Source organism: Lysobacter sp. H21R4, from assembly GCF_015277535.1.
Taxonomy (GTDB): domain Bacteria; phylum Pseudomonadota; class Gammaproteobacteria; order Xanthomonadales; family Xanthomonadaceae; genus Novilysobacter; species Novilysobacter ciconiae.
Map to the genome: position 1 here is coordinate 2,133,986 of NZ_CP063772.1, position 24,847 is coordinate 2,158,832.

At 68.8% G+C, this 24,847-nt stretch carries 27 protein-coding genes; 13 read left to right on the forward strand and 14 right to left on the reverse strand.

The window, feature by feature from the left end; all coding sequences use genetic code 11:
* Positions 1–5: 5 nt before the first annotated feature.
* From INQ40_RS09710 to INQ40_RS09740, 7 genes are all read right to left on the reverse strand, one after another.
* Positions 6–509: a GNAT family N-acetyltransferase gene (locus INQ40_RS09710; RefSeq protein ID WP_194340268.1), complete on the reverse strand. Its 504-nt coding sequence runs from the start codon at positions 507–509 to the stop codon at positions 6–8.
* 9 nt (positions 510–518) lie between these two features.
* Positions 519–1,010 carry a transcriptional repressor gene (locus tag INQ40_RS09715; RefSeq protein WP_193984111.1) on the reverse strand — a complete coding sequence of 164 codons (492 nt, stop codon included), beginning with the start codon at positions 1,008–1,010 and terminating at the stop codon, positions 519–521.
* A 51-nt stretch (positions 1,011–1,061) separates the two neighbouring features.
* The gene (gene gltX, locus INQ40_RS09720) at positions 1,062–2,468 is read right to left on the reverse strand and encodes a glutamate--tRNA ligase (protein WP_194340269.1); all 1,407 of its coding nucleotides are present in this window, start codon (positions 2,466–2,468) and stop codon (positions 1,062–1,064) included.
* Between the two features lie 70 nt (positions 2,469–2,538).
* Positions 2,539–3,933, reverse strand: coding sequence for a HAMP domain-containing sensor histidine kinase (locus INQ40_RS09725; protein WP_194340270.1), 1,395 nt, complete (start codon positions 3,931–3,933; stop codon positions 2,539–2,541).
* On the reverse strand, positions 3,920–4,603 hold the full coding sequence (locus INQ40_RS09730) for a response regulator transcription factor (protein ID WP_043957384.1): 684 nt from the start codon (positions 4,601–4,603) through the stop codon (positions 3,920–3,922). The genes INQ40_RS09725 and INQ40_RS09730 overlap by 14 nt, the downstream gene beginning before the upstream one ends.
* 155 nt (positions 4,604–4,758) lie before the next feature.
* Complete coding sequence (rlmKL, locus tag INQ40_RS09735) at positions 4,759–6,948, reverse strand: bifunctional 23S rRNA (guanine(2069)-N(7))-methyltransferase RlmK/23S rRNA (guanine(2445)-N(2))-methyltransferase RlmL (RefSeq protein ID WP_194340271.1); 2,190 nt, start codon at positions 6,946–6,948, stop codon at positions 4,759–4,761.
* Positions 6,945–7,499 carry an alpha/beta fold hydrolase gene (locus INQ40_RS09740; RefSeq protein WP_194340272.1) on the reverse strand — a complete coding sequence of 185 codons (555 nt, stop codon included), beginning with the start codon at positions 7,497–7,499 and terminating at the stop codon, positions 6,945–6,947. The genes rlmKL and INQ40_RS09740 overlap by 4 nt, the downstream gene beginning before the upstream one ends.
* Positions 7,500–7,593: 94 nt before the next feature.
* Between INQ40_RS09740 and INQ40_RS09745 the strand changes: the two genes are divergently transcribed.
* The 3 genes from INQ40_RS09745 (at position 7,594) to INQ40_RS09755 (ending at position 10,077) form a co-directional block, all read left to right on the forward strand.
* Positions 7,594–8,181 (forward strand): N-acetylmuramoyl-L-alanine amidase, encoded by a 588-nt coding sequence (locus INQ40_RS09745; RefSeq protein ID WP_194340273.1) that lies wholly within the window; start codon positions 7,594–7,596, stop codon positions 8,179–8,181.
* A 102-nt stretch (positions 8,182–8,283) separates the two neighbouring features.
* Positions 8,284–9,183 (forward strand): acyl-CoA thioesterase II, encoded by a 900-nt coding sequence (gene tesB, locus INQ40_RS09750; RefSeq protein WP_194340274.1) that lies wholly within the window; start codon positions 8,284–8,286, stop codon positions 9,181–9,183.
* A 9-nt stretch (positions 9,184–9,192) separates the two neighbouring features.
* Positions 9,193–10,077, forward strand: coding sequence for a hypothetical protein (locus INQ40_RS09755; RefSeq protein WP_194340275.1), 885 nt, complete (start codon positions 9,193–9,195; stop codon positions 10,075–10,077).
* A gap of 6 nt (positions 10,078–10,083) precedes the next feature.
* Here INQ40_RS09755 and INQ40_RS09760 read toward each other — a convergent pair whose 3' ends face one another.
* Positions 10,084–10,779 carry an EF-hand domain-containing protein gene (locus INQ40_RS09760; RefSeq protein ID WP_228481985.1) on the reverse strand — a complete coding sequence of 232 codons (696 nt, stop codon included), beginning with the start codon at positions 10,777–10,779 and terminating at the stop codon, positions 10,084–10,086.
* A 163-nt stretch (positions 10,780–10,942) separates the two neighbouring features.
* Between INQ40_RS09760 and INQ40_RS09765 the strand changes: the two genes are divergently transcribed.
* Both INQ40_RS09765 and INQ40_RS09770 read left to right on the forward strand, forming a co-directional pair.
* Positions 10,943–11,695, forward strand: a complete 753-nt coding sequence (locus INQ40_RS09765) for an arginyltransferase (RefSeq protein WP_194340276.1) — start codon at positions 10,943–10,945, stop codon at positions 11,693–11,695.
* Positions 11,696–11,814: 119 nt separating this feature from the next.
* Positions 11,815–12,981, forward strand: coding sequence for an endonuclease/exonuclease/phosphatase family protein (locus INQ40_RS09770; RefSeq protein ID WP_228482199.1), 1,167 nt, complete (start codon positions 11,815–11,817; stop codon positions 12,979–12,981).
* Between the two features lie 39 nt (positions 12,982–13,020).
* On the opposite strand, the gene INQ40_RS09775 is transcribed toward INQ40_RS09770, so the two are convergent.
* Complete coding sequence (locus INQ40_RS09775) at positions 13,021–13,554, reverse strand: hypothetical protein (RefSeq protein ID WP_194340278.1); 534 nt, start codon at positions 13,552–13,554, stop codon at positions 13,021–13,023.
* Between the two features lie 45 nt (positions 13,555–13,599).
* A complete protein-coding gene (gene purT, locus INQ40_RS09780) occupies positions 13,600–14,829 on the reverse strand; it encodes a formate-dependent phosphoribosylglycinamide formyltransferase (protein WP_194340279.1) in 1,230 nt (409 codons plus the stop codon).
* Positions 14,830–14,937: 108 nt separating this feature from the next.
* On the opposite strand from purT, the gene INQ40_RS09785 reads away from it, so the two are divergent.
* The 6 genes from INQ40_RS09785 (at position 14,938) to INQ40_RS09810 (ending at position 19,539) form a co-directional block, all read left to right on the forward strand.
* Positions 14,938–15,873, forward strand: a complete 936-nt coding sequence (locus INQ40_RS09785; protein ID WP_194340280.1) for a hypothetical protein — start codon at positions 14,938–14,940, stop codon at positions 15,871–15,873.
* Between the two features lie 157 nt (positions 15,874–16,030).
* Complete coding sequence (locus INQ40_RS09790) at positions 16,031–16,894, forward strand: SPFH domain-containing protein (RefSeq protein ID WP_194340281.1); 864 nt, start codon at positions 16,031–16,033, stop codon at positions 16,892–16,894.
* 6 nt (positions 16,895–16,900) lie between these two features.
* Positions 16,901–17,077: an Arc family DNA binding domain-containing protein gene (locus INQ40_RS09795; protein ID WP_194340282.1), complete on the forward strand. Its 177-nt coding sequence runs from the start codon at positions 16,901–16,903 to the stop codon at positions 17,075–17,077.
* 5 nt (positions 17,078–17,082) lie between these two features.
* A complete protein-coding gene (locus INQ40_RS09800; RefSeq protein ID WP_194340283.1) occupies positions 17,083–17,262 on the forward strand; it encodes a DUF4177 domain-containing protein in 180 nt (59 codons plus the stop codon).
* Position 17,263: 1 nt separating this feature from the next.
* Positions 17,264–18,652: an alpha/beta fold hydrolase gene (locus tag INQ40_RS09805; protein WP_194340284.1), complete on the forward strand. Its 1,389-nt coding sequence runs from the start codon at positions 17,264–17,266 to the stop codon at positions 18,650–18,652.
* Positions 18,653–18,711: 59 nt separating this feature from the next.
* Complete coding sequence (locus INQ40_RS09810) at positions 18,712–19,539, forward strand: M15 family metallopeptidase (RefSeq protein ID WP_194340285.1); 828 nt, start codon at positions 18,712–18,714, stop codon at positions 19,537–19,539.
* Between the two features lie 18 nt (positions 19,540–19,557).
* Here the strand turns inward: INQ40_RS09810 and INQ40_RS09815 are convergent, their stop codons facing one another.
* The 4 genes from INQ40_RS09815 to INQ40_RS09830 all read right to left on the reverse strand — a co-directional run bounded on the left by INQ40_RS09815 (position 19,558) and on the right by INQ40_RS09830 (position 23,239).
* Positions 19,558–19,944 carry a DUF423 domain-containing protein gene (locus tag INQ40_RS09815; RefSeq protein WP_194340286.1) on the reverse strand — a complete coding sequence of 129 codons (387 nt, stop codon included), beginning with the start codon at positions 19,942–19,944 and terminating at the stop codon, positions 19,558–19,560.
* Positions 19,945–20,056: 112 nt separating this feature from the next.
* Positions 20,057–21,226 (reverse strand): SRPBCC family protein, encoded by a 1,170-nt coding sequence (locus tag INQ40_RS09820; RefSeq protein WP_193984149.1) that lies wholly within the window; start codon positions 21,224–21,226, stop codon positions 20,057–20,059.
* A 119-nt stretch (positions 21,227–21,345) separates the two neighbouring features.
* Positions 21,346–22,011, reverse strand: coding sequence for a response regulator transcription factor (locus INQ40_RS09825; protein WP_193984151.1), 666 nt, complete (start codon positions 22,009–22,011; stop codon positions 21,346–21,348).
* A 31-nt stretch (positions 22,012–22,042) separates the two neighbouring features.
* Complete coding sequence (locus INQ40_RS09830) at positions 22,043–23,239, reverse strand: sensor histidine kinase (protein WP_194340287.1); 1,197 nt, start codon at positions 23,237–23,239, stop codon at positions 22,043–22,045.
* A gap of 169 nt (positions 23,240–23,408) precedes the next feature.
* Between INQ40_RS09830 and INQ40_RS09835 the strand changes: the two genes are divergently transcribed.
* A complete protein-coding gene (locus INQ40_RS09835) occupies positions 23,409–24,014 on the forward strand; it encodes a GNAT family N-acetyltransferase (protein ID WP_193984155.1) in 606 nt (201 codons plus the stop codon).
* Positions 24,011–24,796, forward strand: coding sequence for a septum site-determining protein MinC (minC, locus tag INQ40_RS09840; protein WP_228481986.1), 786 nt, complete (start codon positions 24,011–24,013; stop codon positions 24,794–24,796). The genes INQ40_RS09835 and minC overlap by 4 nt, the downstream gene beginning before the upstream one ends.
* Positions 24,797–24,847 lie beyond the last annotated feature (51 nt).

Below are 24,847 nucleotides of genomic sequence, written 5' to 3' on the forward strand. Positions count from 1 at the left end.
GACGCCTAGAGCGCGCGCGCCATGTACAAGGCGCCGTCCCCGTACTGCCGGACCTTGCGCGCCAGGTCCGGCGCCACGTCCAGCGACCGGAAACCCATCCGCTGCCAGAACCCGGCAGCACCGGGCACGGCCACCAGCTCGGCGCTCAGCAGGCCGCCGCGCCGGCCCGCCTCCAGGGCGGCGTCCACCAGCCGTCCTCCGAGTCCGGTGCCCTTGGCGCGGGCGGAGACCGAGAGATCGTGCACGTACAGGAGCCGTGGGCCGTCAGATGGCGGCGGCGAGAGCACGGTGTCGACCGCGGGCGGGCGTCGGCTGAGCCAGGGATGGGCAAGGATGTACCCCATCGCAAGCTGATCGGCCTCGGCGAGATGGCAACACCCTGCGGCGATGCGCAGGCGGCTGGCAAATGCCGGAAGCGAATCACGCAATGCCGGCGTGTAGCTTTCCGTCTGCAGCGCGAAGACGGCTGGCAGGTCATCCTCTCGCAGGGCTCGCAGCGACGCATGCATGTTCGCCGCCTACCTGCCTGCCGCGCGGACGCACTCCGCGCACAGGCCGTGCACTTCCAGGATCTGCGCCCGCGGCACGAACCCCAGCCCGCGCGCGCGGGATTCCAGCGCCTCCACGATGGTGTCGTCCTCAAGTTCCGTGGCCGACTGGCAGCCGTCGCAGATCAGGAAGGGCACCGCGTGCTGCTCGCCGCCGGGATGGTGGCAGCCGACAAACGCGTTGACCGAGGCCAGCTTGTGGATGAAGCCGTGCTCGAGCAGGAAATCCAGCGCGCGATACACCGTCGGCGGTGCCGCGGCATCGTGGGTGGCCTTCATCCGGTCCAGCAACTCGTAGGCCTTCAGTGGCCGCTCGGCATCGGCGATCAGGCGCAGGGCATGGGAGCGGATCGGCGTCAGGCGCAGGCCGCGCTGCGCGCACAATCGCTCCACCTCGAGCACGAAGGCGTCGCCATCATGGACGTGGTGCTGCGGATCGGTGCAGTCGTGGACAGGGCTCATGTCGTCGGTGCGGCCTGCAACGGGCGCGGCAAGCGCGCCCTTGCGACCGGTCTAATCCTCCAGCGGGATCCTGGCAAGCGCCGCGTCGATGCGGCGCACCGCTTCGGCCTGGCCGGCCAGGTAAACGGTGTGGGAAATGTCGGGGCTGACCTGGGTGCCGGTCATCGCGACGCGCATCGGCTGGGCGACCTTGCCCATGCCCAGCTCCAGCGCGGCAGCGGTGTCGTGCAGCGCGGCGTTGATCGCCTCCGCATTCCAGTCCGCCAGCGCGGCCAGGCGGGCGCGGGCGTCCTCCAGCGGCGCGCGCGCGGCGGACTTGAGGTGCTTGGCCACGGCGGCTTCGTCGTAGGCGGTCAACGGACCGAACCAGACCGCCGCGCGCTCGGCCATGTCCTTGAGCGTCTGCACGCGGTCGCGCAGGGCCAACACGATGTCGACCGCGGCCGGTCCGTTGGCCAGGTCGTAGCCCGCCTGCTGCAGGTGCCACTGCAGGTGCACCGCCACCGCCGCGGGGTCATCGGTCTTGAGGTACTGCTGGTTGAGCCAGCCCAGCTTGGCCATGTCCAGCCGCGACGCACTGGCGTGGACGTTCTTGAGATCGAACAGGGAGGTCATCTCCTCGACCGAGAAGATTTCCTGATCGCCGTGCGACCAGCCCAGGCGCACCAGGTAGTTCAGCAGCGCGTGCGGCAGATAGCCGGCGTCGCGGTAATCCATGACGTCGGCCGCGCCGGTCCGCTTGGAGAGCTTGGCCCCGTCCGGGTCCAGGATCATCGGCAGGTGCGCGAAGTGCGGCACCTCGACGTCCAGGGCGCGGTAGATGTTGATCTGGCGCGGGGTGTTGTTGACGTGGTCATCGCCGCGCACGACATCGGTGATGCGCATGTCCATGTCATCGACCACCACCGCGAAGTTGTAGGTCGGGTAGCCGTCGGAGCGGAAGATCACCAGATCGTCCAGCTCGCTGTTGGCGATCTCGATACGGCCCTTGACCTTGTCCTCCCAGGCGACCACGCCGTCGAGCGGGTTGCGGAAGCGGATCACCCGGTTGGGGTCCTCGCGGAACCCCGCGTTCCGGTCGCGGTAGGCGCCGTTGTAGCGCGGCTTGGTGCCGGCCTTCATCGCCGCCTCGCGCATCGCGTCCAGTTCCTCGCGGGTCTCGTAGGCGTAGTACGCGTGGCCGGCCGCCACCAGCTGCTCGGCGACCTCGCGGTAACGCTCCAGTCGCTGGGTCTGGTAGACCGGCGCACCGTCGTAGTCCAGGCCCAGCCAGTCCATGGCCTGCAGGATCGCGTCGATCGCCGCCTGCGTGCTGCGCTCGCGGTCGGTGTCCTCGATGCGCAGGACGAACTCGCCGCCGCGGTGGCGCGCCTCCAGCCAGCAGTACAGGGCGGTGCGGGCACCGCCGATGTGCAGGTATCCGGTCGGGCTGGGAGCAAAGCGGGTGCGGCAGGTCATGCGGTCAGGCTCGTGCGGGTGGACCGGTGATGGTACCGCGCCGGCCGTTCCCCGGCCGTTCCCCGGCCGATCAGCCGGCGTCGGAATCGGTACCCTCGCCGCCCGTCAGCGGGCTTTGCGCGTCGAAGGCCAGGGTCGCGATCACCCCGAACTCGCGTCCGGGCTGGACCGACACGCTCCAGCCGTACAGCGCGCACAGCCGGCGCACGATCGACAGGCCGATGCCGCCGCCGTGGGTGTGGCCGGCATGGGTGCCGCGGTAGCCACGCTGGAAGATGCCGGCGGCGTCCTCGGCGCTGAGGCCAGGGCCGGAATCGATCACCTGCACCGCGCCGTCCAGCATGCGCACGATGACCTCGCCCTCGGTGGTGTACTTGACCGCGTTGCCGATCAGGTTGCCCAGCGCCACGGCGACCGCCGCCTCGGGCGCATCCACCACCAGCGGGCCGGTGTTGTCCTCCAGCCGCAGCACCAGCGGCTTGCCGGCCAGCTGGGTGCGATGCACGTCCAGCGACTGCGCCGCCAGCCTGGCGACGTCGGTCGCGCCGTGGCCGCGCTCGTTGCGCGACAGCAGCAGCAGCGCACTGATCAGGTCGGTGCACTGCTGCTCGGCGCGCTGGATGCGCATCAGCCGCATGCGGGTCTTGTCGTCCAGCTGCGGGTTGGACAGCAGCAGTTCGACCGCGCCGCGGATCACCGCCAGCGGCGTGCGCAGTTCGTGGCTGACGTCGGCGTTGAACTCGCGGTCGCGCTGGACCACCTCGGTGAGCCGGCCGGCGTAGTCGTCCAGCGCCTCGGCGAGCTGGCCGACCTCGTCGTCGGGAAAATGATCGGCCAGGGACTCGGCAGCGGCGCTGCGGCCTGACTCCTTGAGCCGCTTGGCCAGCTCCGATACCGGGCTCATCACCCGCGAGGCCGACCACCAGCCCAGCACCAGCGACAGCAGGGTGAACACCAGCACGGACGCGTACAGGGCGTGGTTGAACCGCTCCTCGCTGCGCATCGACGGAGTCATGTCGTAGGCGAGGAAGAACCACGCCTGCGGCGTCTTGCGCACGGCCAGTTTGTAGGCGAACTCGGTACCGTCCGGGTCGGTGCCGACCATGCCGGTGATGCCGTCCGACAGCGCGTACCACTCCGGCCGGCTCAGGCGCACCGACTCGAACTTGTCGGGCGTATAGACGTAGGCGCGGACCTGGTCAAAGGGGAACTCGCGGTTGTTGGGGTCCACCTCAAACTGGTGCGCGGCGTTGGCGAGGTTGCGGTTCATCACATCCTCGATCAACTGGTTCTCCACCCGCGCCCGGGTCCAGTTGGTCGCCCACGCAAACAGCAGGGTCAGGCTGAAACCCAGCAACACGAACGACAGGATGATGCGGCTGCGCAGCCGCCGCCGGTAGCGCATACGCCGGCTGGGGGCGGGGCCGCCGGTCGCCGCCGCCTTGGGAACCTCAGCTTTCGGCATCGAGCTCGGCGATCCGGTAGCCGATGCCGTGGCGGGTGTGGATCAGCGAGGTCGGAAACGGCTTGTCGACCACCGCGCGCAGGCCGTGGATGTGCACGCGCAGGCTGTCGGAGTCCGGCAGTTCCTCCCCCCAGACCCGCGTTTCCAGCTCCTGGCGGGTGACCACCGCCGGCGAGGACTCCATCAGCGACTGCAGGATCTTCAGCCCGGTCGGATTGAGCTGGAGCAGTTTGCCCTGGCGCCGCACTTCCAGCGTGTCCAGGTTGTATTCCAGGTCGGCGGCGGTCAACACGCGGGTCTTGACCCCGCGTCCGCGGCGCGCGAGCGCGTTCAGCCGGACCTCCACTTCCTGCAGCGCGAAGGGTTTGATCAGGTAGTCGTCGGCGCCCGAATCGAACCCGGCCAGCTTGTTGTCCAGGGTGTCGCGCGCGGTCAGCATCAGCACGGGGGTCTGCTTGCGCGCCTCGTTGCGCAGCTTGCGGCAGACCTCCAGGCCATCGATGCCGGGCAGGTTGAGGTCGAGCACGATGGCGTCGAAATCGTGCACAACGGCGAGGTGCAGGCCGGTGATGCCGTCGGCGGCAAAGTCGACCGTGTGGCCGCGGTCTTCGAGGAAGTCGCCAAGGTTGGCGGCAATGTCCTGGTTGTCTTCAATGACGAGGATGCGCATGGAGTCTTCCTGTGTGGGATGACGCCGGCCGGGGCCGCGTCGGAACCGGACGGACGATTGAAAATCGCCCGGCGCGGTGGATCGCCCGATTCTGCCAGACTGGGGCGGTGGACAACGTCACGGCGCGCGCCGGCATCCACCCGTGCGACGCCGCGTCAGCGTCGCTGCAGCCGCCAGCAGCGGTGGATCCGGGTGTTGCGGGCAAAATCCGGCGGGATAGTCTGCGCGCTGATCTCCTCGCAGGAGGCAAATTCCGCCACCGCCGCCTCGTCCAGACGGAAGCGGCGGAAGTTGTTGGAGAAGTACAGCACGCCGTCGCGCGCCAGCCGATCGACCGCCGCACGCAGCAGCCGGACGTGGCTGGCCTGGATGTCGAAATCGTCCGCGCGCTTGGAGTTGGAAAAGGTCGGCGGGTCGCAGAACACCAGGTCGTACTCGGCCTGGTCGGCCTCCAGCCAGGCCATGGCGTCGGCCTGCACGAGCCGATGCCGTGCGCCGCCCATGCCGTTCTCGGCCAGGTTGTCGGCGCACCATTGCAGGTAGGTCGGCGACAGGTCGACGGTGGTGGTCTGGCGGGCGCGGCCGACGGCGGCGTGCATGGTGGCGGCGCCGGTGTAGCCGAACAGGTTCAGGAAGCGGGTGTCCTCGGCCTCGGCCGCGATCCGCAGGCGCAGGGGCCGGTGGTCGAGGAACAGACCGGTGTCGAGATAGTCGAACAGGTTCACCCGCAGGCGGGCATCGCCTTCGCGCACGGTCAGGTACTCGCCGCGCTGGTCGAAACGGCCGTACTTGGAGCCGCCCTTGCCGCGCGAACGTGTTTTCAGAGCCACGTGCTCACGCGGCACGTCGAAGACCTCGCGCGCGGCGGCCAGCAACTCGTTCAGGCGCCGGCGCTGCAGGGGTTCGGGAATGTCGTCGGGCGCCGCGTATTCCTGCACGTGGAGGAAGGTGCGCGGCGATTCCTCGTCGGTCTGGTAGACGTCGATCGCGGCGGAATACTCCGGCAGGTCGGCGTCGTAGGCGCGGAAGCAGGTCACCGCCTCGCGCTGGCGCCAGGCCTTCAGCTTGCGCAGGTTCTTGCGCAGGCGGTTGGCGACCATCTGCGCGCCCTCGGCCAGTGCCGGCGCTTCTTCGCCGGTTTTGCGTTCACGCTGTTGCGGTGCCACCGGGTCAACGGTGATCAGGGTGCACTCGATCGCGCCGTTGAACATCTGGTACTTCTTGAGTGCGCGCAGGCCGGTAGCGTGGGCCAGCTCGGCGTCACCGCACAGCAGGCTGGCCCGCCAGTCCGGCACCGCGCGCTTGAGCGCATCGCCGAGCGCGCGGTACAGCGCCGGATCGGCGGCCAGGCGCAGGTCGTAGGGCGGGTTGCAGACCACCAGTCCGCCGGGGGCGGCGTTCGCATCCGGGTCGACCTCCGGCCGGGGGAGCACGGGGATCGATCCCAGGCGCAGCCCTTCCACCGCGGCGGCTTGCCACTGGATCACCCCGGCCAGTCCGGCCAGGACCTCGTTCTCCTGCGCGGCGGCAATCGCATGCGGATCGCGGTCACGGCCGAAGAACACCGGCCGCAGCGCCGCGCGTCCGGCGAGCTCGCGCTGGCGCGCGTCATCGTGCAGCGACTGCCAGGCGTCCGGGTCGAAGCCCTTCCAGCGGGTCGGGGCGAAGCCGCCGTGGCGCAGCAGGCCGGGGGCAACGTCGGCGGCCATCAGCGCGCCCTCGATGACCAGCGTGCCGCTGCCGCACATCGGGTCGAGCAACCCGCCGCCGCCGGCGTAGACCTGCGGCCAGCGGCCGCGCATCAACACACCCGCGGCCAGGTTTTCCTTCAACGGTGCCTCGCCCTGCTGCTGGCGCCAGCCGCGTCGGTGCAGGGGGCCACCGCCCAGGTCGATGGACACGATCGCGCGGTCCTTGCGCACCACCAGATTGATGCGCACATCCGGCGTATCCACATCCACGCTGGGGCGCATGCCGGTGGCCTCGCGCATCACATCCACGATCGCGTCCTTGACGCGCTGGGCGGCGAAGCGGGCGTGGGTCAGGCCGGTTCCCGACACGTGCGCATCGACCGCGATGGTGTCGCCTTCGCCGAGTTGCGCGGGCCAGTCGATCGCGGCCACGCCGGCGTACAGGGCCTGCTCATCGGCGCAATCGAAATCGGCGATCGGCCACAACACGCGACTGGCCAGGCGCGACCACAGCACCGCGCGTTGCGCATCCAGCAAGCTGCCTTCGACATTCACCCCGGCCATGGTCGCCGTCGCCCGCGCGCAACCCAGCGCGAGCATCTCCTCGGCCAGCAGGTATTCCAGGCCCTTGCCGCAACTGGCGAAAAACTTCATTGCGCGTCCCCGCGCTCGTTCGACGGTTCCAGGCTCGACAGCAGGCCCATGAACGCATCGGCACTGGCCTGCACGTGGCGGGAAAGCCGGTGATCGTCATCGACCAGCAACAGGCGGGCGCGGCGCTTCTGCGCCCAGCCGACGACGTCCGCGGCCGGAATCAGCTCATCGTCCCAGCCGTGCAGGATGCTCAGCGGCACATCGGCGGCATCGATGGGATGCGCCTGGTTCATGCGGATCGGCGGCGCCATCAGGAACAGGCCGGCCACCGGAACCTGCAGGGACGCGTGCGCGGAGATGAACGCACCGAGGCTGGATCCGGCCAGCACGACCGGCCCACGCGCGGCGGCGGCGCGGGTCAGTTCCACCAGCCGCTGCAGGCGCTGCGGCACATCGCCCAGCGGGCTGATGTCGGCGCAGGCGTCCAGGTCGGTGTAATCGGGTCGCTCGCAGGTCCAGCCGAGCTCCGCGGCCGCGTGCGCGAGGGCGGTGACCTTGGTCGCGTCGGGGCCGCTTTCAAAGCCGTGGGAAAGGATGCAGTGTCCGCGCATGGTGAATCCGGAAGTAAAAACGCACGGCGGCGACGGCGTGGCGGGCACGGCGCGCGCAGCGGTGGCTGGGGCCCGCGATGCTAGCATCCGGGCCATGCCCACCGAGCCTGACGCCGCCGCTGCCGGCCCCTCCATTCACCCAGCGCCGCTGCCCTATCAGGCGCGATTGGCCCGGCGGGATCCCGTCGCAATCGACCTGGTGGTGATCCACTGCACGGAGCTGCCCGACCTGGCCATGGCGCGCGAATACGGGGAGCGTGTGGTTTATCCGGAATCGGGCACGGGCAACAGCGGCCACTTCTACATCGACCGCGACGGCACGGTCCACCAGTACGTCGACCTCGACCGCATTGCCCACCACGTGCGCGGCGTCAATCAGCGCTCGGTCGGCATCGAGCTGGTCAACAGCGGGCGCTACCCCGATTGGCTCGATTCGCGCCACCAGGCGATGGACGAAGCCTATCCGCCGGCGCAGATAGCTGCGCTGATCGCGCTGCTGGACTGGCTGGCCGGCAGCATGCCCTCGCTGCGATGGATCGCCGGCCACGAGGACCTGGATACGGAACTGGCCGTGGCGAGCGACGATCCCGGCCTGCGCGTGCCGCGCAAGCGCGATCCGGGACCGCGGTTCCCGTGGGCGGACGTGCTCACGGTCACTTCGCTGGAACGGCTGCCCGGCTGAGCGCTGGCCGGTGCCTTTGCCCGGCCTGTATCGCACGACCGGCACGGCCGGCCACGTGCCACCGGCGGCTATAATTGCCGGTCACCCGTATTGGTCCGCCGCATGACGCCCCCCGTTTCCGAGCTGATCGACCTGCTCTCGCTGGAGCGCCTCGAGGACAACCTGTTCCGCGGCCAGAGCCGCGACATCGGCACCAAGTACGTGTTCGGTGGCCAGGTGCTCGGCCAGGCCCTGTCGGCCGCCCGCGCCACCCTGGCGGAGACGCGCGGGGCCCATTCGCTGCACGCCTACTTCCTGCGTGCCGGCGACATCAAGGCGCCGATCGTCTACCAGATCGACCGCACCCGCGACGGCGGCAGCTTCTCGGTCCGCCGGGTGACCGCGATCCAGCACGGCCAGGTGATTTTTTTCATGGCGGCGTCCTTCCAGGCCAAGGAGCCCGGTGCCCAGCACCAGTCCTCGATGCCGTCGGTGCCCGTGCCCGAGGACATCGAGCCCTCGCCGTCGGTGCCCGACAAGGTCATGGCCACGCTGCCCGACAAGATCCAGCGCTGGCTGTCGCGCGAAGGGCCGTTCGAGTTCCGTCACGTCTATCCGCGTGACGAGCTCAACCCGCCCAAGCGGCCGCCGCAGCAGCAGGTGTGGTTCCGCCTGACCGACCGGGTCGGCGACTCCCCTGACCTGCATCAGGCCCTGCTGGCGTACGCCTCCGACTTCCAGCTGTTGGGCACGGCGACCTATCCGCACGGCATCAGCTACTACCAGCCCAACGTGCAGATGGCCTCGCTGGACCACGCGCTGTGGTTCCACCGCCCGTTCCGCGCCGACGACTGGCTGCTGTACTCCATCGACAGTCCCAGCGCGCAGAGTTCTCGCGGCCTGGCCCGCGGCCAGATCTATTCGCGCGACGGCGTCCTGATCGCCAGCACGGCGCAGGAAGGCCTGATCCGCGTGGTACCCGATGCCTCCGACGCCGCGACGCATGTCCCGGCGCGGAGCTGAGCCCCCGCCATGCGCAAGGTATTCAGCAGCCACCGGCTGGAAAACACCGAAGGCGTCGCCGAACTGCTGCGCCAGGCCGGGATCGAGGTGCGCATCCTCAATGGCCGCTCCTACAAGGGCAACCGCCGCCGGACCTTCAGCTATTCCGATCCGTCCGCGCCGGTATCGGAAGCCTGGGTAGTGCGTTCCGATGACCAGCGCCTGGCCCGCGAGATCCTCCGCGAGGCCGGCCTGATCGATACCACGCGGCCGAGCGACGGCTACACCACGCCCACCTTCCGCAGCGAAGTGGAACTGGCACAGGCGCGTTCACCGGCGCGCAAGAAGCTGTTGCGGATCAAGCTGGGCGTGCTGGCGCTGATCGTGGCGGTGGTGGTCGCCGGTGGCATGCACACCCTGAACCAGCCGCCCGTGCCGGCGGCCACGCCGGAGCCGGTCAGACTGGTCGACGCGCAGTTTGCCTCGCCGCCGTTTGATGGAACCATTGCGGCGACATTGGCACCCGTCGCGCGCGCGGTATTCCTATCCAACCTGGGCGAGGTGGATACGCCCGTGGCCTGCCTTGGGGTGGATGGCGGCGATGCGCCGGCCGCACTGATCAGCGAGCTGGCAGGCGCGCAGCCGGGGCTGGCATTGGTGCCGGCGACCGCGTGCCAAGAGGTCCCCGACGAGGACAAGGGCAGCTACGAGCGCGCCACCGGACGGGCAGCGACGATGGTGGACGTGCATGTGTTCCGACCGTCGGCGCCGGAGCACGGCTCCGTGGAGGTCAGCGCGTACCACCACCGCGGCCAGGCCACCTACCTGACGCTGGAGGTGGCCCGCCGGGACGACCGCTGGCAGGTGACCAAGGTCATCAAACGCGTGGAAAGCCGCGGCCTGATGGGGTTTTGACCTCGGTCAGCGGCCGCGACGCGGAGCGAGGTCCGCGCGGGTGAGATAACCGTCGCGATCCTCGTCCAGGAAGGCGAAGACCTTTTCCTTGCCCGGCCAGGCCGCCTCGTATTCGGCGCGACTCAGGCGCCCGTCGCCATTGCTGTCGGCTTGCTTGAAGCGCTGGTCGAAGCGCTCGTCTGCCTTGCGGGTGAATTCGGCGCGGCGGCGCTCGGCGTCGGCCAGCAACTCGCTGCGTACCAGGTAGCCGTCCTTGTTGGTATCGATCCCGGCAAAACGCTCGGCCAGTCGCGAGCCCTCTGCTTCCAGCTTGCTGATGCGGCCGTCACCGTCGCTGTCCAGCGCGATGTAGCGGGTAATCGCGCCGTGGCCACCCCAATGGCCCATGCCGCCGGACCGGTGACCACCACCGGCACCGCGGCGCCCGCGCTGGCCGTGCTTGCGTTGCAATTCGCTGCGCTGCAGCTTGCCGTCGCTGTTGCTGTCCAGGCGGTCGAAGTGCTCTGCCAGGCGCGGGTGGCTGGCCGCTTCGCTGCGATCGATCACGCCATCCTTGTTGGTATCCAGGGTGAGCCAGCGGTCATGGCGGGGGCTTTCGTTACCGGTCTTGCCGGTCGCCGTCGCCTGTGGCTCGGCCAGCGCGGCGCCCGCCACCAGCATTGCCACGGCGAGGGCGGACATCCGGATCATTGGGTGCTTCATGCGGGTTCTCCTGCATCGGTGCCAATACGGCACGGTCGCAGGGATCAACGTGCCACCCCCACCGGCGTTGACCCGCGACCGGAACCGCAGATGAACATGGTGGGCATCGCTGCCGCCGCGCGCCATGCGCCCGCGGCCGCAAAGCGGCGCTATCCTGAGCGGCATGGGCAGCGAAAAAAGCCAGGACATCGACGATCTGCGGCTGTTCCACACCGCCGAGCACCCGTGCGGCTATTGGCCGCAGCGCATCGCCCGCGACCTGGTCATGGACCCGCGCGACCCGCAACTCCCGCGCTGGTATCCACAGGCGCTGCAGTGGGGGTTCCGGCGTTCCGGTGACATCGTCTACCGCCCGCACTGTCAGGGTTGCCGCGCCTGCGTGGCGGTGCGCATCCCCGTGATGCGCTTCCGGCCCGACCGCAGCCAGCGCCGCTGCCTCGCGCGCAACGCCGACGTGGTGACGCGGGTGCTGCCGCCGGAGCGCACGCCCGAGCAACTTGCGCTCTATCAACGCTACCTCGGCGCGCGACATCGCAACGGCGGCATGGACGACCACGGACCCAGCGAATTCGACCAGTTCCTGACCGGACGCTGGAGCAATGGCCGCTTCATCGAGTTGCGCGATCCGGGTTCCGATGGACCGGGACCGCTGCTGGCCGTGGCCGTCACCGACGTCGTACCCGGCGCGCTGTCGGCGGTCTACACCTTCTTCGACCCCGACCAGGCCCGGCGCGGACTGGGCACGCTTGCGGTGCTGCGGCAACTGCAATGGGCCGCCGAGCAGGGTCATCCGCACCTGTATCTGGGCTACTGGATCAAGGGCCACCCGAAGATGGACTACAAACGCCGCTTCCGACCGCTGGAAGGTTTCAACGGTCGCAACTGGCGCGACATGGACGCTGGAGAATCCACATGACGCCACGCCGCACCCGCACCCGACTCCGCCCGAATGGCCCTTTGAACTGGAGAAGCGCGCTTCGCTCGCTGGCCCTGCTGGTGCTGGCCCTGGCAGTGGGCGGCTGCGTGCGGGTGTCGGTGCACGGCGACCGGCAGGCCTACGAGGAGGCCAACCGCCCCATGCCCGACTCGACGCCCCTGCGGGTGGCCACCTACAACGTCTCGCTGTACAGCGAGGAGGCCGGCGGACTGATCCGCCAGCTGGGGGGCGAGGACGCGCAGGCACAGAAAATCGCCGCGGTGCTGCAGCGGATTCGTCCGGACGTCGTGCTGCTCAACGAGTTCGACTACGACTCCGACGGGCGCGCCGCCGACCTCTTCCAGCGGCGCTACCTGGCCCGGGCGCAGCCCGGAGGAGGCGAAGCGCTCGCCTACCCGTATCGATATCTGGCGCCGGTCAATACCGGCGTGCCCAGCGGCCTGGACCTGGACCGCAACGGCGAGGTGGGTGGCAGCGGCCGCGACCGTGGCAACGATGCCTGGGGCTACGGCCTGCATCCTGGCCAGTACGGCATGCTCGTGCTCTCGCGTTATCCCATCGACGCCGCCGCGGTGCGCAGCTTCCAGCACCTGAAGTGGAGCGCCATGCCGGGCGCGCGCGCGCCGGTCGATCCGACCACCGGCGCGCCGTGGTACCCAACGCAGGTGTGGCCGCAGCTGCGCTTGTCGTCCAAGTCGCACTGGGACGTGCCCATCAGCACGCCGCACGGCATCGTGCATCTTCTTGCCGCCCACCCCACCCCGCCGGTGTTCGACGGGCCCGAAGACCGCAACGGGCGGCGCAATGCCGACGAGATCCGGCTCTGGTCGGAGTACATCAATCCCACCGGCGACCGGAAGTGGCTGTGTGACGATCGGGGGCGCTGCGGCGGGTTGGCGGCCGATGCGAACTTCGTGATCGTGGGCGACTACAACGCGGATCCGGTGGATGGCGACGGCGTGCCCGGCGCGATCGCGCAACTGCTTAACCACCCGCGCGTCAAAGCCCGCTTCGTGCCGCGCAGCACGGGTGCCGCGCCACGCGCCGCCGAGCGCGGCATCGCCCGTCGTGGCGATCTGCGTAGCCACACCGGCGACTTTGGCCCCGAAGGCGGCACGCTGCGCCTGGATTACGTGCTGCCCTCGACCGGCCTGCATGTCACCGACGGCGGCGTGTTCTGGCCGGCCAGCGGGGAGCCGGGCAGCGACATCGTCGACGCCAGCGATCACCACCTGGTGTGGCTGGATCTGGTGCCCGCTAACTGAGGCCCGCGATAACTGACCGGCGAGGCGGCCAAACGGGAGTTACGGCTTCTTCGCGGCGCTTTTCCTGGCGGGTTTGGGCTTTGACTTTGCCTTCGGTTCCACTTGGGAAGCGGGCTTCGCTTTTGGCCCGGCGTTCACTTCCGGCCTCGACTCCGACGCCCTCTTGGACCTCGCCGTCTTGGGCTTCGGCTTCGCCTTCCCGCGCTTCGGCTCCGGGTCCGCCGACGCGCCGCTTGCAGTGGGTGCCACCACCGGCACCGCGCCGGTCGCCTGCGCTGCGGGCACCAGCGAAGAAACCGCGATGCGCGGGCCGAACCCGAACGACTCCTCGATCCGCGCCGACACGATCAGGCGGACCATGCTGCCGGGGATCATCATCTCCAGCGCGACCGGATCCCCGGCCGTCGTCTGGCCGTCCAGATCCATCTTGAACATCGCGCCTCCCGTATCGATGGCGCGGCACACCACGTGCGTGCCTGCGGCGCCCTCGCGCAGGAACGGCTTGATCACCTCGCCCAATGCCTCCAGCGCCTGCGGGAAAAAGAACACCGCGTAGCCGTTCATGTCTTCCATCCAAACTCCCGTTGCTGTTCTGATTCCTGGATACCGCGCGCCCGGTCAGCGCAGGGTGACCTTGAGCTGCGCGGCTGAATTGCGCGCCTTGGCGCGGGCATGGTCCACGTCGTTCCCCAGGGCGAGCGTGACCGCCACCCGCCGCTGGCCATCCACGCGCGGCTTGCCGAACAGGCGCAGTTGGGTATCGGGCTCGGCCAGGGCCGCGTCGACCCGGCGGAACTCAGGGACGCCATGGCCCTCGGCCAACACTGCGCAGGACGCCGATGCGGTGCGGGTACGGATCACCGGCACCGGCAGACCGAGGATCGCGCGGGCATGCAGGGCGAACTCGCTCAGGTCCTGTCCGGCCAACGTCACCAGGCCTGTGTCGTGCGGCCGCGGCGAGACCTCGCTGAACCACACGTCGTCGCCCTTGACGAAAAACTCCATGCCGAACACGCCCCAGCCGCCCAGGTCGTCGCTGACCTTGCGCGCCATCGCCTGCGCGCGCTCCAGTGCCAGCGCCGACATCGGCTGCGGCTGCCAGCTTTCGCGGTAATCGCCGTCGACCTGGGTGTGGCCGATGGGCGCGCAGAAGGTGGTCCCACCCGCGTGGCGGACGGTGAGCAGGGTGATCTCGTAATCGAAGTCGACGAAGCCCTCGACGATCACCCGCCCCGCCCCGGTCCGCCCGCCGGTCTGCGCGATGTCCCAGGCGGGCTCGATATCGGCCGCGGCGCGTACCAGCGACTGGCCCTTGCCCGATGAGGACATCACCGGCTTGACCACGCAGGGAATGCCGATCGCCTCCGCGGCGGCGCGGTAGTCCTCCAGCGTGTCGACGAAACGGTAGGGCGATGTGGGCACGCCCAGGGTCTCGGCGGCGAGCCGGCGGATGCCTTCGCGATCCATGGTCAGCTGCGTCGCGCGCGCGGTCGGGATGACCCGCGTCGGCCGGCCATCGGCGGCGAATTCGCGCTCCAGCTCGACCAGTGTCGCGGTGGCGATCGCCTCCAGTTCCGGCACGATCAGGTCCGGGCGCTCTGCGGCGACCACGGCCCGGACCGCCGCGCCGTCCAGCATGTCGATGACGTGGCTGCGATGGGCCACCTGCATGGCGGGCGCATCGGCATAGCGGTCGACGGCGATCACCTCCACGCCGAAGCGCTGCAGCTCGATCGCGACCTCCTTGCCCAGCTCGCCCGACCCCAGCAGCAGGACGCGGAACCCTCCCGGGGACAGCGGCGTGCCCAGGGTGACGTTGCCTGCGGGCGGCGCGAAGGTCTCGGTCATGGCGGCGATCAATCCAGTCAGGCAGTCAGGACCGGACAGTCTAACTTCGGCGCCGGGATTGGGCGCTTGATGCTTACCCCGATGCGGAGCGCGTGCCATCCTTCCCCGATGCCACCCAATCCGCCACACGTCCCGCGCCCGCTCGCACTGATCGCCCTGACGGTTGCACTGGCGCTCGGTTGCACCGCGCAGCCGGACACCGCGGCCGATGCCGATGCCCCCGAAGCCCGCCTGTCGGGAGTGTTGCTGGACATGCAGATGGACGAGATCAGCGGCCTGGCTGCCTCGCACATCCATCCCGGCGTGCTGTGGATGCACGACGACGGCGGCAATCCGGCGCGCCTGTTCGCCGTCAGCACCCGCGGCCGTCGGCTGGCCACGTTCGGTGTCGAAGACGCGGTCAAGACCGACTGGGAGGACATGGATGCGTTCGAATTCCAGGGCAAACGCTACCTGCTGATCGCCGATACCGGCGACAACGGCGGCCTGCGACGCACCCTGCAACTGCACGTGGTCGAGGAGCCGACGACCCTGACCAACGCCCGGCTGAAGCCGGCCTGGTCGATCGCCTTCCGCTGGCCCGATGGCGCCCGCGACTGCGAGGCGGTGGCCGTGGACGCCGAACGCGGCGAGATCCTGTTGATCTCCAAGAAGCGCGAGCCGCCGGAGCTGTTCGTCCTGCCGCTGCAACCGCCGGACCGCGAGCTGCTGACCGCGACCCGGGTGGGCCATCTGGCCGGCGTCCCCGAGCCGGACCCGGAAACGCTGCGCCGCAATCCCAAACGCGCGCGTCTGGACGGCCAGGTCACCGCCGCATCCGTATCGCCGGACCGGCGCACGCTGGCGGTGATGACCTACCGCTACCTGCTGCTGTATCCGCGCGGCGCGCAGCAGGACTGGGCAGGCGCGGTCGCCGGAACGCCACGCACCAGCGTGCTGCCGTGGCTGCCGCAGGCCGAGGCCCTGGGCTGGTCGGCCGACGGCGAGAGCCTGTATGCCACGGGCGAATTCATCCCAGCGCCGCTGTACCGCATCACGCCCTGAACGGTTTGGGGCCTTCCAACCGCCAGCGCTGATCGCGTCGCGGGCCCCTTCACTGATCACCTGACCCGGTAATCCGGATGCGTAGCCGGCCAGGAATTTCTTGCCTTTCTGATATCACTTTGATATCAATAACACAGACCCGTTTCCGAGAACCGCCATGAAAGAGAACCCGACCCGCTCCCTGCCCGGCATCCCCGTGGTGCTGGTCCTCGTCCCGCTGCTGCTGGTCATGGGCTGGCTGGCGATCAACGGCCTGCGCACCCAGCAGTTCGCCCACGTCGGCATCGCCGCCGTCGCCGCGATCGGGGTGCTCACGATGCTGGTAGGGCTGTACATGGTCGAGCCGAACCAGGCCGCCGTGCTGAGCCTGTTCGGCCGCTACGTGGGCACGGTCAAGGACAGCGGCCTGCGCTGGAACAACCCCTTCTATTCCAAGCGCAAGGTGTCCATGCGCGTGCGCAACTTCGAGAGCGGCAAGCTCAAGGTCAATGAACTGGAAGGCAGCCCGATCGAGATCGCCGCGGTGATCGTGTGGGAGGTGGTCGATTCGGCCGAGGCGGTCTTCAACGTCGATGACTACGAGAGCTTTGTCCACATCCAGTCCGAGGCCGCGCTGCGGGCGATGGCCACCAGCTACCCGTATGACAGCGATGACAACGGCCTGATCTCGCTGCGCAGCCATCCGGTGGAGATCTCCCACCACCTGCAGGAGCAGCTCACCGAGCGGCTCAGCGCGGCTGGTGTGAACGTGATCGAGGCGCGCATCAGCCACCTCGCCTATGCGCCGGAGATCGCCCAGGCCATGTTGCAGCGCCAGCAGGCAAGCGCGGTGATCGCCGCGCGCACGCGGATCGTCGCCGGCGCCGTCGGCATGGTCGAGATGGCCCTGACCGACCTGCAGAAGAACGGCGTGGTCGAGCTGGACGAGGAGCGCAAGGCATCCATGGTCAGCAACCTGCTGGTGGTGCTGTGCAGCGAGCGCGGTACCCAGCCGGTGGTCAACGCCGGCTCGCTGTACTAGGTCCCGATGACACAGAAAAAAGGCTATGCACTGCGGATCAACGCCGAGATCCTCGCGGCGACGCAGCGCTGGGCGGACGATGAGCTGCGCAGCGTAAACGCCCAGATCGAGTACGTCCTGCGCGATGCCCTGTGCAAGGCCGGGCGGCTTCCGGACAAGAAGAAACCTGCGAAAAAGGAGTGAATGCGATGAGCGATCAATGGAGTTATAAGGTGCTGGAGCTGAAGCCGAAACTGTTGGGCGGCTCGGTGACGGTGCGACTGGAAGAAGAGCTCAACCGCCTTGGCAAGCTGGGGTGGGAGCTGGTGTCGGTGACCCACATGCATTTTCTGGAGCCGATCCGTTGTTTCCTCAAGAAGGAGAACTGATATGCACCTGCGATCGCTGTGCGCTGTCCTTGCCGCGCTGGTCCTCGCTGCGGCACCCGCTGCCGCGGCCAGTGACCCGCCTTCCGCCAACGCGACGCCAGCCGCCGCCGCGCCGACCGCCAATGGACCAGTCGCCATCGCCAATGGCCTGCTGGACCAGCTCGATGCGGGTGACTTCGCCGGTGCCGAAGCCCGCTTCGATGCGCAGATGGCCGCCGCTGTACCGGCCGCCAAGCTGAAGGAGCTGTGGGCGTCCCTGCCCGCTCAGGTGGGCGCCTCCAGGGGCCGCGGCGAGGCCAGAGTCAGCAACGTAAACGGCCTGCAGATGGTGGCCATCCCGTTGCATTACGAGAAGGCCGAACTGCTGGCCCAGGTCGCGATCAACGACAAGGGCCAGATCAGCGGGTTCCTGGTCAAGCCGGCTCCGGCCCCGCAAGCTGCGGCCCCGGCAACGGACGCCCCTTTTACCGAGCAGCCCTTCCGGGTCGGCCCCGGCGAGACCGGCCTTCCCGGCACGCTGGCGCTGCCAAAAGGCCAGTCCCCAGGCAGCGGCTGGCCCGCCGTCGTCCTGGTCCACGGCTCTGGCCCGCATGACCGCGACGAGACCGTTGGCCCGAACCGTCCGTTCCTCGACATCGCCCGCGGGCTGGCCGACGAGGGCATCGCGGTGCTGCGCTACGACAAGCGGACGATGGCGCGGCCGCAGGACTTCAGCGCCGGCGATTACACCGTCGATGATGAAACCACGAACGATGCCGTACTCGCCGTCGCAGCGCTGCGCGGCACGCCGGGCATCGACGCCTCGCGCATCTACGTGCTCGGCCACAGCCAGGGCGCGATGCTGGCGCCACGCATCGCCCGCAAGGTCGCGCAGTCCGGCGCGCCCGTCGCCGGTCTGGTGATGTTGGCCGCTCCCGCCCGCCCGCTGCTGGATATCCTGCCCGAGCAGAACCGCTACCTGCTCCAGGCCGACGGTGACATCCTCCCCGCCGAGCAGGCCTTCCTCGACGACCTCGATGCCAAGATCGCGCGCGTGCGCTCCGGCCAAGCGATGCCGGACAAGGACACCCCGCTCAGTCTGCCCGCTTCCTACTGGCGGGATTTCGACACGATCGACCCGGTTGCCGATGCACTCGCGGTCGACGTGCCGACGCTCCTCCTGCAAGGGGGCCGCGACTTCCAGGTGGTCGATACCGATTGGCAGCTGTGGCAACGCGCCCTGGCGGGGCATGCCAATGCCACCCTCAAGCACTACGCCCCGCTCAACCATCTGGGTATCACCGGAAGCGGTCCCGGCAGCATGGCGGAGTATCAAAAGGCCGGTCACGTCGACGCCGGGTTGATCGCCGACATCGCGTCATGGATCAACCAGCAGTCCACGCGGAATTGATTCCGCATCCGACTCACACGCCCATTGGCCCGCCGCAACGGCGGCGCTAACCTGAGCGGATGCGCGGACAACTTCCGGTTCCCATCAGAACCTCCCTGATCAACACCCCCCACATCGAGCTGTGGCCGCACGGCCTGTTGCCGGCCCGCAGCAACCACGATGCCCGGCTGCTGGCGCACGCCCACCACGTGCTGCGGCGCAAGCACGACGGCCGTTATCTCGCCGCCGCCACTCCGGCAGGACTGAAGCCACTGCTGCACGGCTGGCAGCGCGAGCCCGGCATCGATGCGGCCATCGCGGCCCTTGCCGAACATCGAGCTCCACCGGCGGCCTTTGCATCGCCCGCGCCCGAGCTGCCGCTGGATCGGCTGCACCGCCTGCTGGACGCGCTCGGCATCGACGATGGCTACGGCCGGGACACCGGCCTGCCGCTGGTCGCCGAGCCGGCCGAACTCGCCTTCGCCGGGTTTGACCGCTATCGCCGCGCCCTGTGGCTGCGACACGGCGCTGCCCGGGCGTGGTCACACATGCAGGAGTCCGCGCTGGCTGACGACGTCGTTCTGGAGGCGGTCTCCGGCTACCGCAGCCACGATTACCAGCGCGGCATCTTCCAGCGGAAACTGGCGCGTGGGCAGACCGTCAGCCAAATCCTCACCGTCAACGCGGCACCCGGCTACAGCGAGCACCACTCAGGCTGCGCGCTGGACATCGGCACGCCCGGCGAACCTCCCGCGGAGGAATCCTTCGAGCAGACCGGGGCATTTGCCTGGCTGACCGCCCACGCCGCCGATCACGGCTTTCGCATGAGTTACCCACGCGACAACCCCCACGGCATCGTCTACGAGCCCTGGCACTGGTGCTGGACCGCCGGGGCAGACGGCGCCTGAAGCGAAACCGCAGCGAGCTCAGCGCCTGAGCGAGGCGACCGCCCACAGCAGCCAGCCCAGCATCATCAGACCACCGCCGAACGGCGCCAGCGTCGTCGGTGTGGCCGGGAAGTGCCCGCCGACCAGACTGCCGGAAAACAGCAGCGTGCCGATCGCCAGCGACGCCAGCGCAGCCAATCCAGGCAGGCGAACGGCGCGCGGCGCCAGCGCGGTGAGGGCAATCCCATGGCCGAAGGCAAACCAGGCCGCCGACTGCAGGCGTTGCTGGGCAGCCGGGTCGGCCGCATGGACCGCGTAGGCGGCCAGGGCAACCGACAGGCCGGCCAGCAAAGCGCCCACGCAGGCCAGCAGTCGAAGGGCGATGGGGCCGGCTGCGGTCGTGGCGCCAGCAGTGGATGGATTCATAGCAGCGTCCGGCACAAAAAGGAGCCCGACGATAGCAGTCGCGCCCGCAGGACAAAAAAACGCGCCGCGGATAGCCGCGGCGCGTTCTGAAGTCAGGCGTTACTGGAGCGGATCAGCGCAGCATCCAGTACACACGGAACTCGCCTTCATCGATGAAGCCCTTCTCGATGCCCGCATCCCATGACTCATACGGGCGACCGGCCGTCTCCATGCCCTGGGTCAGCACCCACGCACGCAGCGCGTCGCGCACCTTGGGCAGGTTGGCCATGTGACCGGAGAACGGCACCACGGCAACGCGGGCAGGCTCCTCATAGACGTGCTCGACCGGACCTTCCAGCTTGATCGACAGCTTGCCGGCCGGGGCCGGAGCCTCGTCGGTGGCGGCCACCTGATCCGCGTCCGCTTCCGCATCCTTGGCAGCGGTGGCGTCCGGCTCGTCGGACTTGGCATCGGCGGCACCGGACGCCTTGCGCACCGGCTGGGCCAGATCGAAGGAGTAGGTCTCCGAACCGAACTCGTTGGTGATCACCCGCACCGGACCATCGGCCACGAGGTTGTTGGCCTTCATGACCTTCTCGATCCACTGCATGTTGTTCTTCATGGTGCGCTCGACGACGTCGTTGTTGCGCTCCACCGACGTGCTCACCAGCAGCAGGTTGGCGGCCGGGCGCTCGACAATGCTGGGCGCCTTGGCCGGATCATCCTTGCTCAGCTCGGTGTAGTCGAAGTTGGGCACCGCGGCCAGCAGGTTGCTCAGGCGACCCAGGCTCATCTTCATGCTGTCGCCCATACCGCTGGCGACATACATGCCGGCGTAACGGCCGAACAGGTTCATGCCGTAATCGACGTCGTAGGTCTGGGTGATGCGCACATTGCGCTTGACCGCGCCGCGACCGGTCGGCTCCAGCTTGAACGTGGTGATCTTGTTGGTGCCTGGCTCCTTGTTGGTGATCTCGTAGGTCACGCTCTTGCCGGGGACGCTGTCAACGAGCTTCCAGCTGCCGCTGCCGACCGAACGCTCCTTGGAGCTGTAGTCGAGCTGCGCGCCGGGGCCGGACTTGGGACCGGAGATGTTGATGTCCATCGCCGGATCGTGCAGCGGCAGGACGTTCCATTGCTTGAACCGGGCAAAGCTGTTGAGCGTGTCGTAGACGATCGTCATCTTGCGGTTGGTCTCGACCGACTGCTCGATGTGGCGGTGCGAAGGCAGCATGAAACCAACGATCACGAACAGTGCGGCAACGATCGCCAGCGAAATCAACACTTCAATCAGACGGGTCATACAGGTTCTCTCCAGGGCCGGACCCGGAACGGGACGAGGGCGCAGACCGGCAATCCTAACAAGGAAACCGCTCCCGCCGCAGCCCCGGGGGATGACTCAATCAGGCCATTAGCGCCGCTTCACACCAATTGCAGCTCAAATGCCTTCAGCACCGCGCGCGTGCGGTCGCGTACGCCCAGCTTGGACAGGATGTTGGAAACGTGGTTCTTGATGGTGCCCTCGGCGACCCCCAGCGAGTTGGCGATCTCCTTGTTGGAGAAGCCGCCGGCCATCAGGCGCAGGATCTCGGTCTCCCGTTCGGTCAGCGGATCGGGCTTCTCCAGGCTGACGAATTCGTTGCGCATGTGCTCCAGCCCCGACAACAGGCGCTGGCTCATCGCCGGCTGCACCAGCGAGCCGCCGCCGGCCACGGTCTGGATCGCGCCGACCAGTTGTTCAAGCGAGACATCCTTGAGCATGTAGCCTTTTGCGCCGGCCTTGATGCCCGCCAGCACCATCTGGTCATCGTCAAAGGTGGTCAGAATGATGGTCGGCGGCAGTTCGCCGGTGGCGGCCAGCGCCTGCAGCGCCTCCAGACCGGACATCACCGGCATGCGCATGTCCATCAGGACCACGTCAGGGGCGATCTGCGGGATCACCTGCACCGCCTGCTTGCCGTCGCTGGCTTCGGCCACCACCTCGATCCCGTCGGCCAGTGACAGCAGCGAGCGCACGCCCTGGCGCACCAGTGTCTGGTCATCGACCAGCAGGACCCGGATCGGAGCGTCTGCGCGGGTGGTTTTCATGGCCGGGAGGTTCTTATGGCCGGGGGGGTTCTCATGGCGTTGCGACCTCGATGGCAATCTGGGTGGAGACCGGCAGCGACAGCTGCAGCCGGAAACCGGCCTGGGGCCGGGTATCGATGCTCAACTCGCCGGCAAATTCCGCCAGGCGCTCACGCATGCCCCGCAAGCCGTTGCCGATGATCACCTGGGCGGCGCCGCGACCGTCGTCGCGCGCGTCCATCAGGATACGCCCGTGCTCGTGCCACAGCCGTATCCACAGGTTATGGGCGCCGGCGTGGCGGGCCACGTTGGTGATGATCTCCTGGGTGCAGCGCAGCAGCACCTGCGCGCGCTCGGGGTCGTCCAGGCTCAGCGGCCGCTCGATGTCCATGTGGATGTCGAGTCCGGGCACGTTCTCGGCCAGCGATCGCAGGGCGACGCCAACGTCGATCGCACCGCCGCTGCGCAGCTGGCTGACCGCTTCGCGCACGTCTGTCAGCAGCAACCGGGCAAGGGTATGCGCCTGGGTGACGTGCTCCAGCGCCCTGCCCTCGGTCAGGTGGCCGGCGACCTCCAGGTTCAGGCTCAACGCTGTGAGGTGGTGGCCGAGCAGGTCGTGCAGCTCGCGCGAGATGCGGGTGCGCTCGTTTACGCGCGCGCTTTCGGCCAGCAGCAGCCGGGTCGCCTGCAGCTCGGCGTTCAGCCGGCGCTGCTCCTCGCGCGCCTGGGCCTGCTGCATGGCGACCAGCGCGGTCACGAACACGAAGCTGGAAAACCCGGCATACAACAGGGATTGCAACACCGCGATCAGGGGCGGGAAGTTCCACGGCGCGCCCACGAACACCGGAATCACCGCCAGGTTGCTGGCCACCAGCCATGCAACACCGACACGCACCGGCAGCAGCCACGGCAGCAGGCCGGCCACCACCATCAGCAGCACGCTGCCCAGCCCCGTGCCGGAGAAATAGCTGACCCCGATCGCGCAGCCCGTCAGCACCAGCAGCAGGACGTGATCAACCCAGTTGCGACGCTGATGGCCCAGCGAACGGGTGATCCACCAGTAGACCCCGCCGAAGCTCAGGTACACCGCCAGCCAGCGGCCGATGACCAGGTTGAACGCCGGATCGTCCGCGCCGCCCTGCAGGGTCGAGGGATCGAACACGATCGTGACCAGCCAGAAGCCGAGGATCGCCCAGGTGAACAGACCGGCGTAGCGCAGCAGTCGGGTATGGTTGAGGCGTCTCAGCATCCCCGCATGCTACCGGCATCCAATCCCCGGCGGGAGCCATCCATGGGCTTGCTGAACAGGCCTGCGGCGGCGCTTTCGCCGCTCCGGGGCGGTGTCCGGCCCGTCCGTGCATGCGATAATCGGCCGCCGCAACACTGGCAATGACGCACCAACCTCCTGGAGTATCGGAATGTCGATCGTCGTCCGCGACGTGCATGAGCACGAACTGGATTCCGTCCTCGCCCTGAACAACGCCGCCGGTCCGGCCATCCTGCCGCTGGACGCCGCGCGGCTGCGCCATTTCTTTGAGACCGCGGAGTATTTCCGCGTCGCCGAGCGCGACGGCACCCTGGCCGGGTTCCTGATCGGCATGGGCAGCGACGCCGAGCACGACAGCAGCAACTTCCGCTGGTTCCGCGAACGCCACCCGAACTTCTTCTATATCGACCGCATCGTGGTCGCCAGCCGGCGTCGCGGCGGCGGCGTGGGCCGCGCCTTCTACGCCGATGCGCAGAGCTACGCTGAGCTGCGCTACCCGCACATCGCGTGCGAAGTGTTCCTGGAAGGCACCAACGATCCGGTCCTGCTGTTCCATGGCAGCTTCGGCTTCCGCGAGGTCGGCCAGCACGTCATGCCGGGCACCGGCATCCGCGCGGCCATGCTCATGAAGGAGCTGTGCAGTTACCCGTGGGTCAACGCAACCTACGGGCGCGACCTGCCGCACGTGGCGTGGGCCGCGGCGCGGCAGCTGCCGGTGCAGCCCCTGTCCGCGCGCTCCACCGGTACCGGTCATTGAGGTCGGCACTGGATTTCGAGCCCGCCGGTGAGCTGAAGATCGGCCAGGTGGGCATCGCCAACCTGCGCATCCGCAGCCTGGACGTGGAGCGCCTTGCGGCCGAGATGAAGGACCGCGTGCAGCGCGCGCCGAACCTGTTCTCACGCGCGGCGGTGGTGCTGGACTTTGGCGGCCTGGCGGAAATGCCCGATACCGCGACCGCGCGCAGCCTGATCGAAGGCCTGCGCGGCGCGGGCGTGCTGCCCGTGGCGCTGGCCTACGGCACCACCGAAACGGAACGCCTGGCCGAAGCCCTGCAACTGCCCTTGCTGGCCAAGTTCCGCGCCCAGTACGAGCGCGTCGACAGCGCCGGCAGCACCGCAACGGCCGCAGCCGAGCCCGCACCCAGCCCCGCACGCGCCACCGGGTCCGTGCCGGCAGCGGCGTCGCCGCGCGAGGACGCGCACGGTCCGGGAATGGTCCACCTGCCGCTGGTGCGCTCGGGCCAGCAGGTCTACGCCGACAATCGCGACCTGACCGTGCTGACCGGCGTCGGCGCAGGGGCGGAAGTGATCTCCGACGGTTCCGTGCACATCTACGGTCCGCTGCGCGGCCGCGCCCTGGCCGGCGCCAAGGGCAACGAGAACGCGCGCATATTCTGCCGCGAGTTCCACGCCGAGCTGGTCGCCATCGCCGGCCATTACCGGGTCCTGGAAGACATTCCCGCGGAACTGCGGGGCCGCCCCGTCCAGGTGTGGCTGAACGAGGGCCAGATCCACCTGGCCGCGCTGGACGCGCCATGACCCGCAAACCCTTCATGCTGTCTCCCGACGCCACGTCGCCTGCCGCCACCC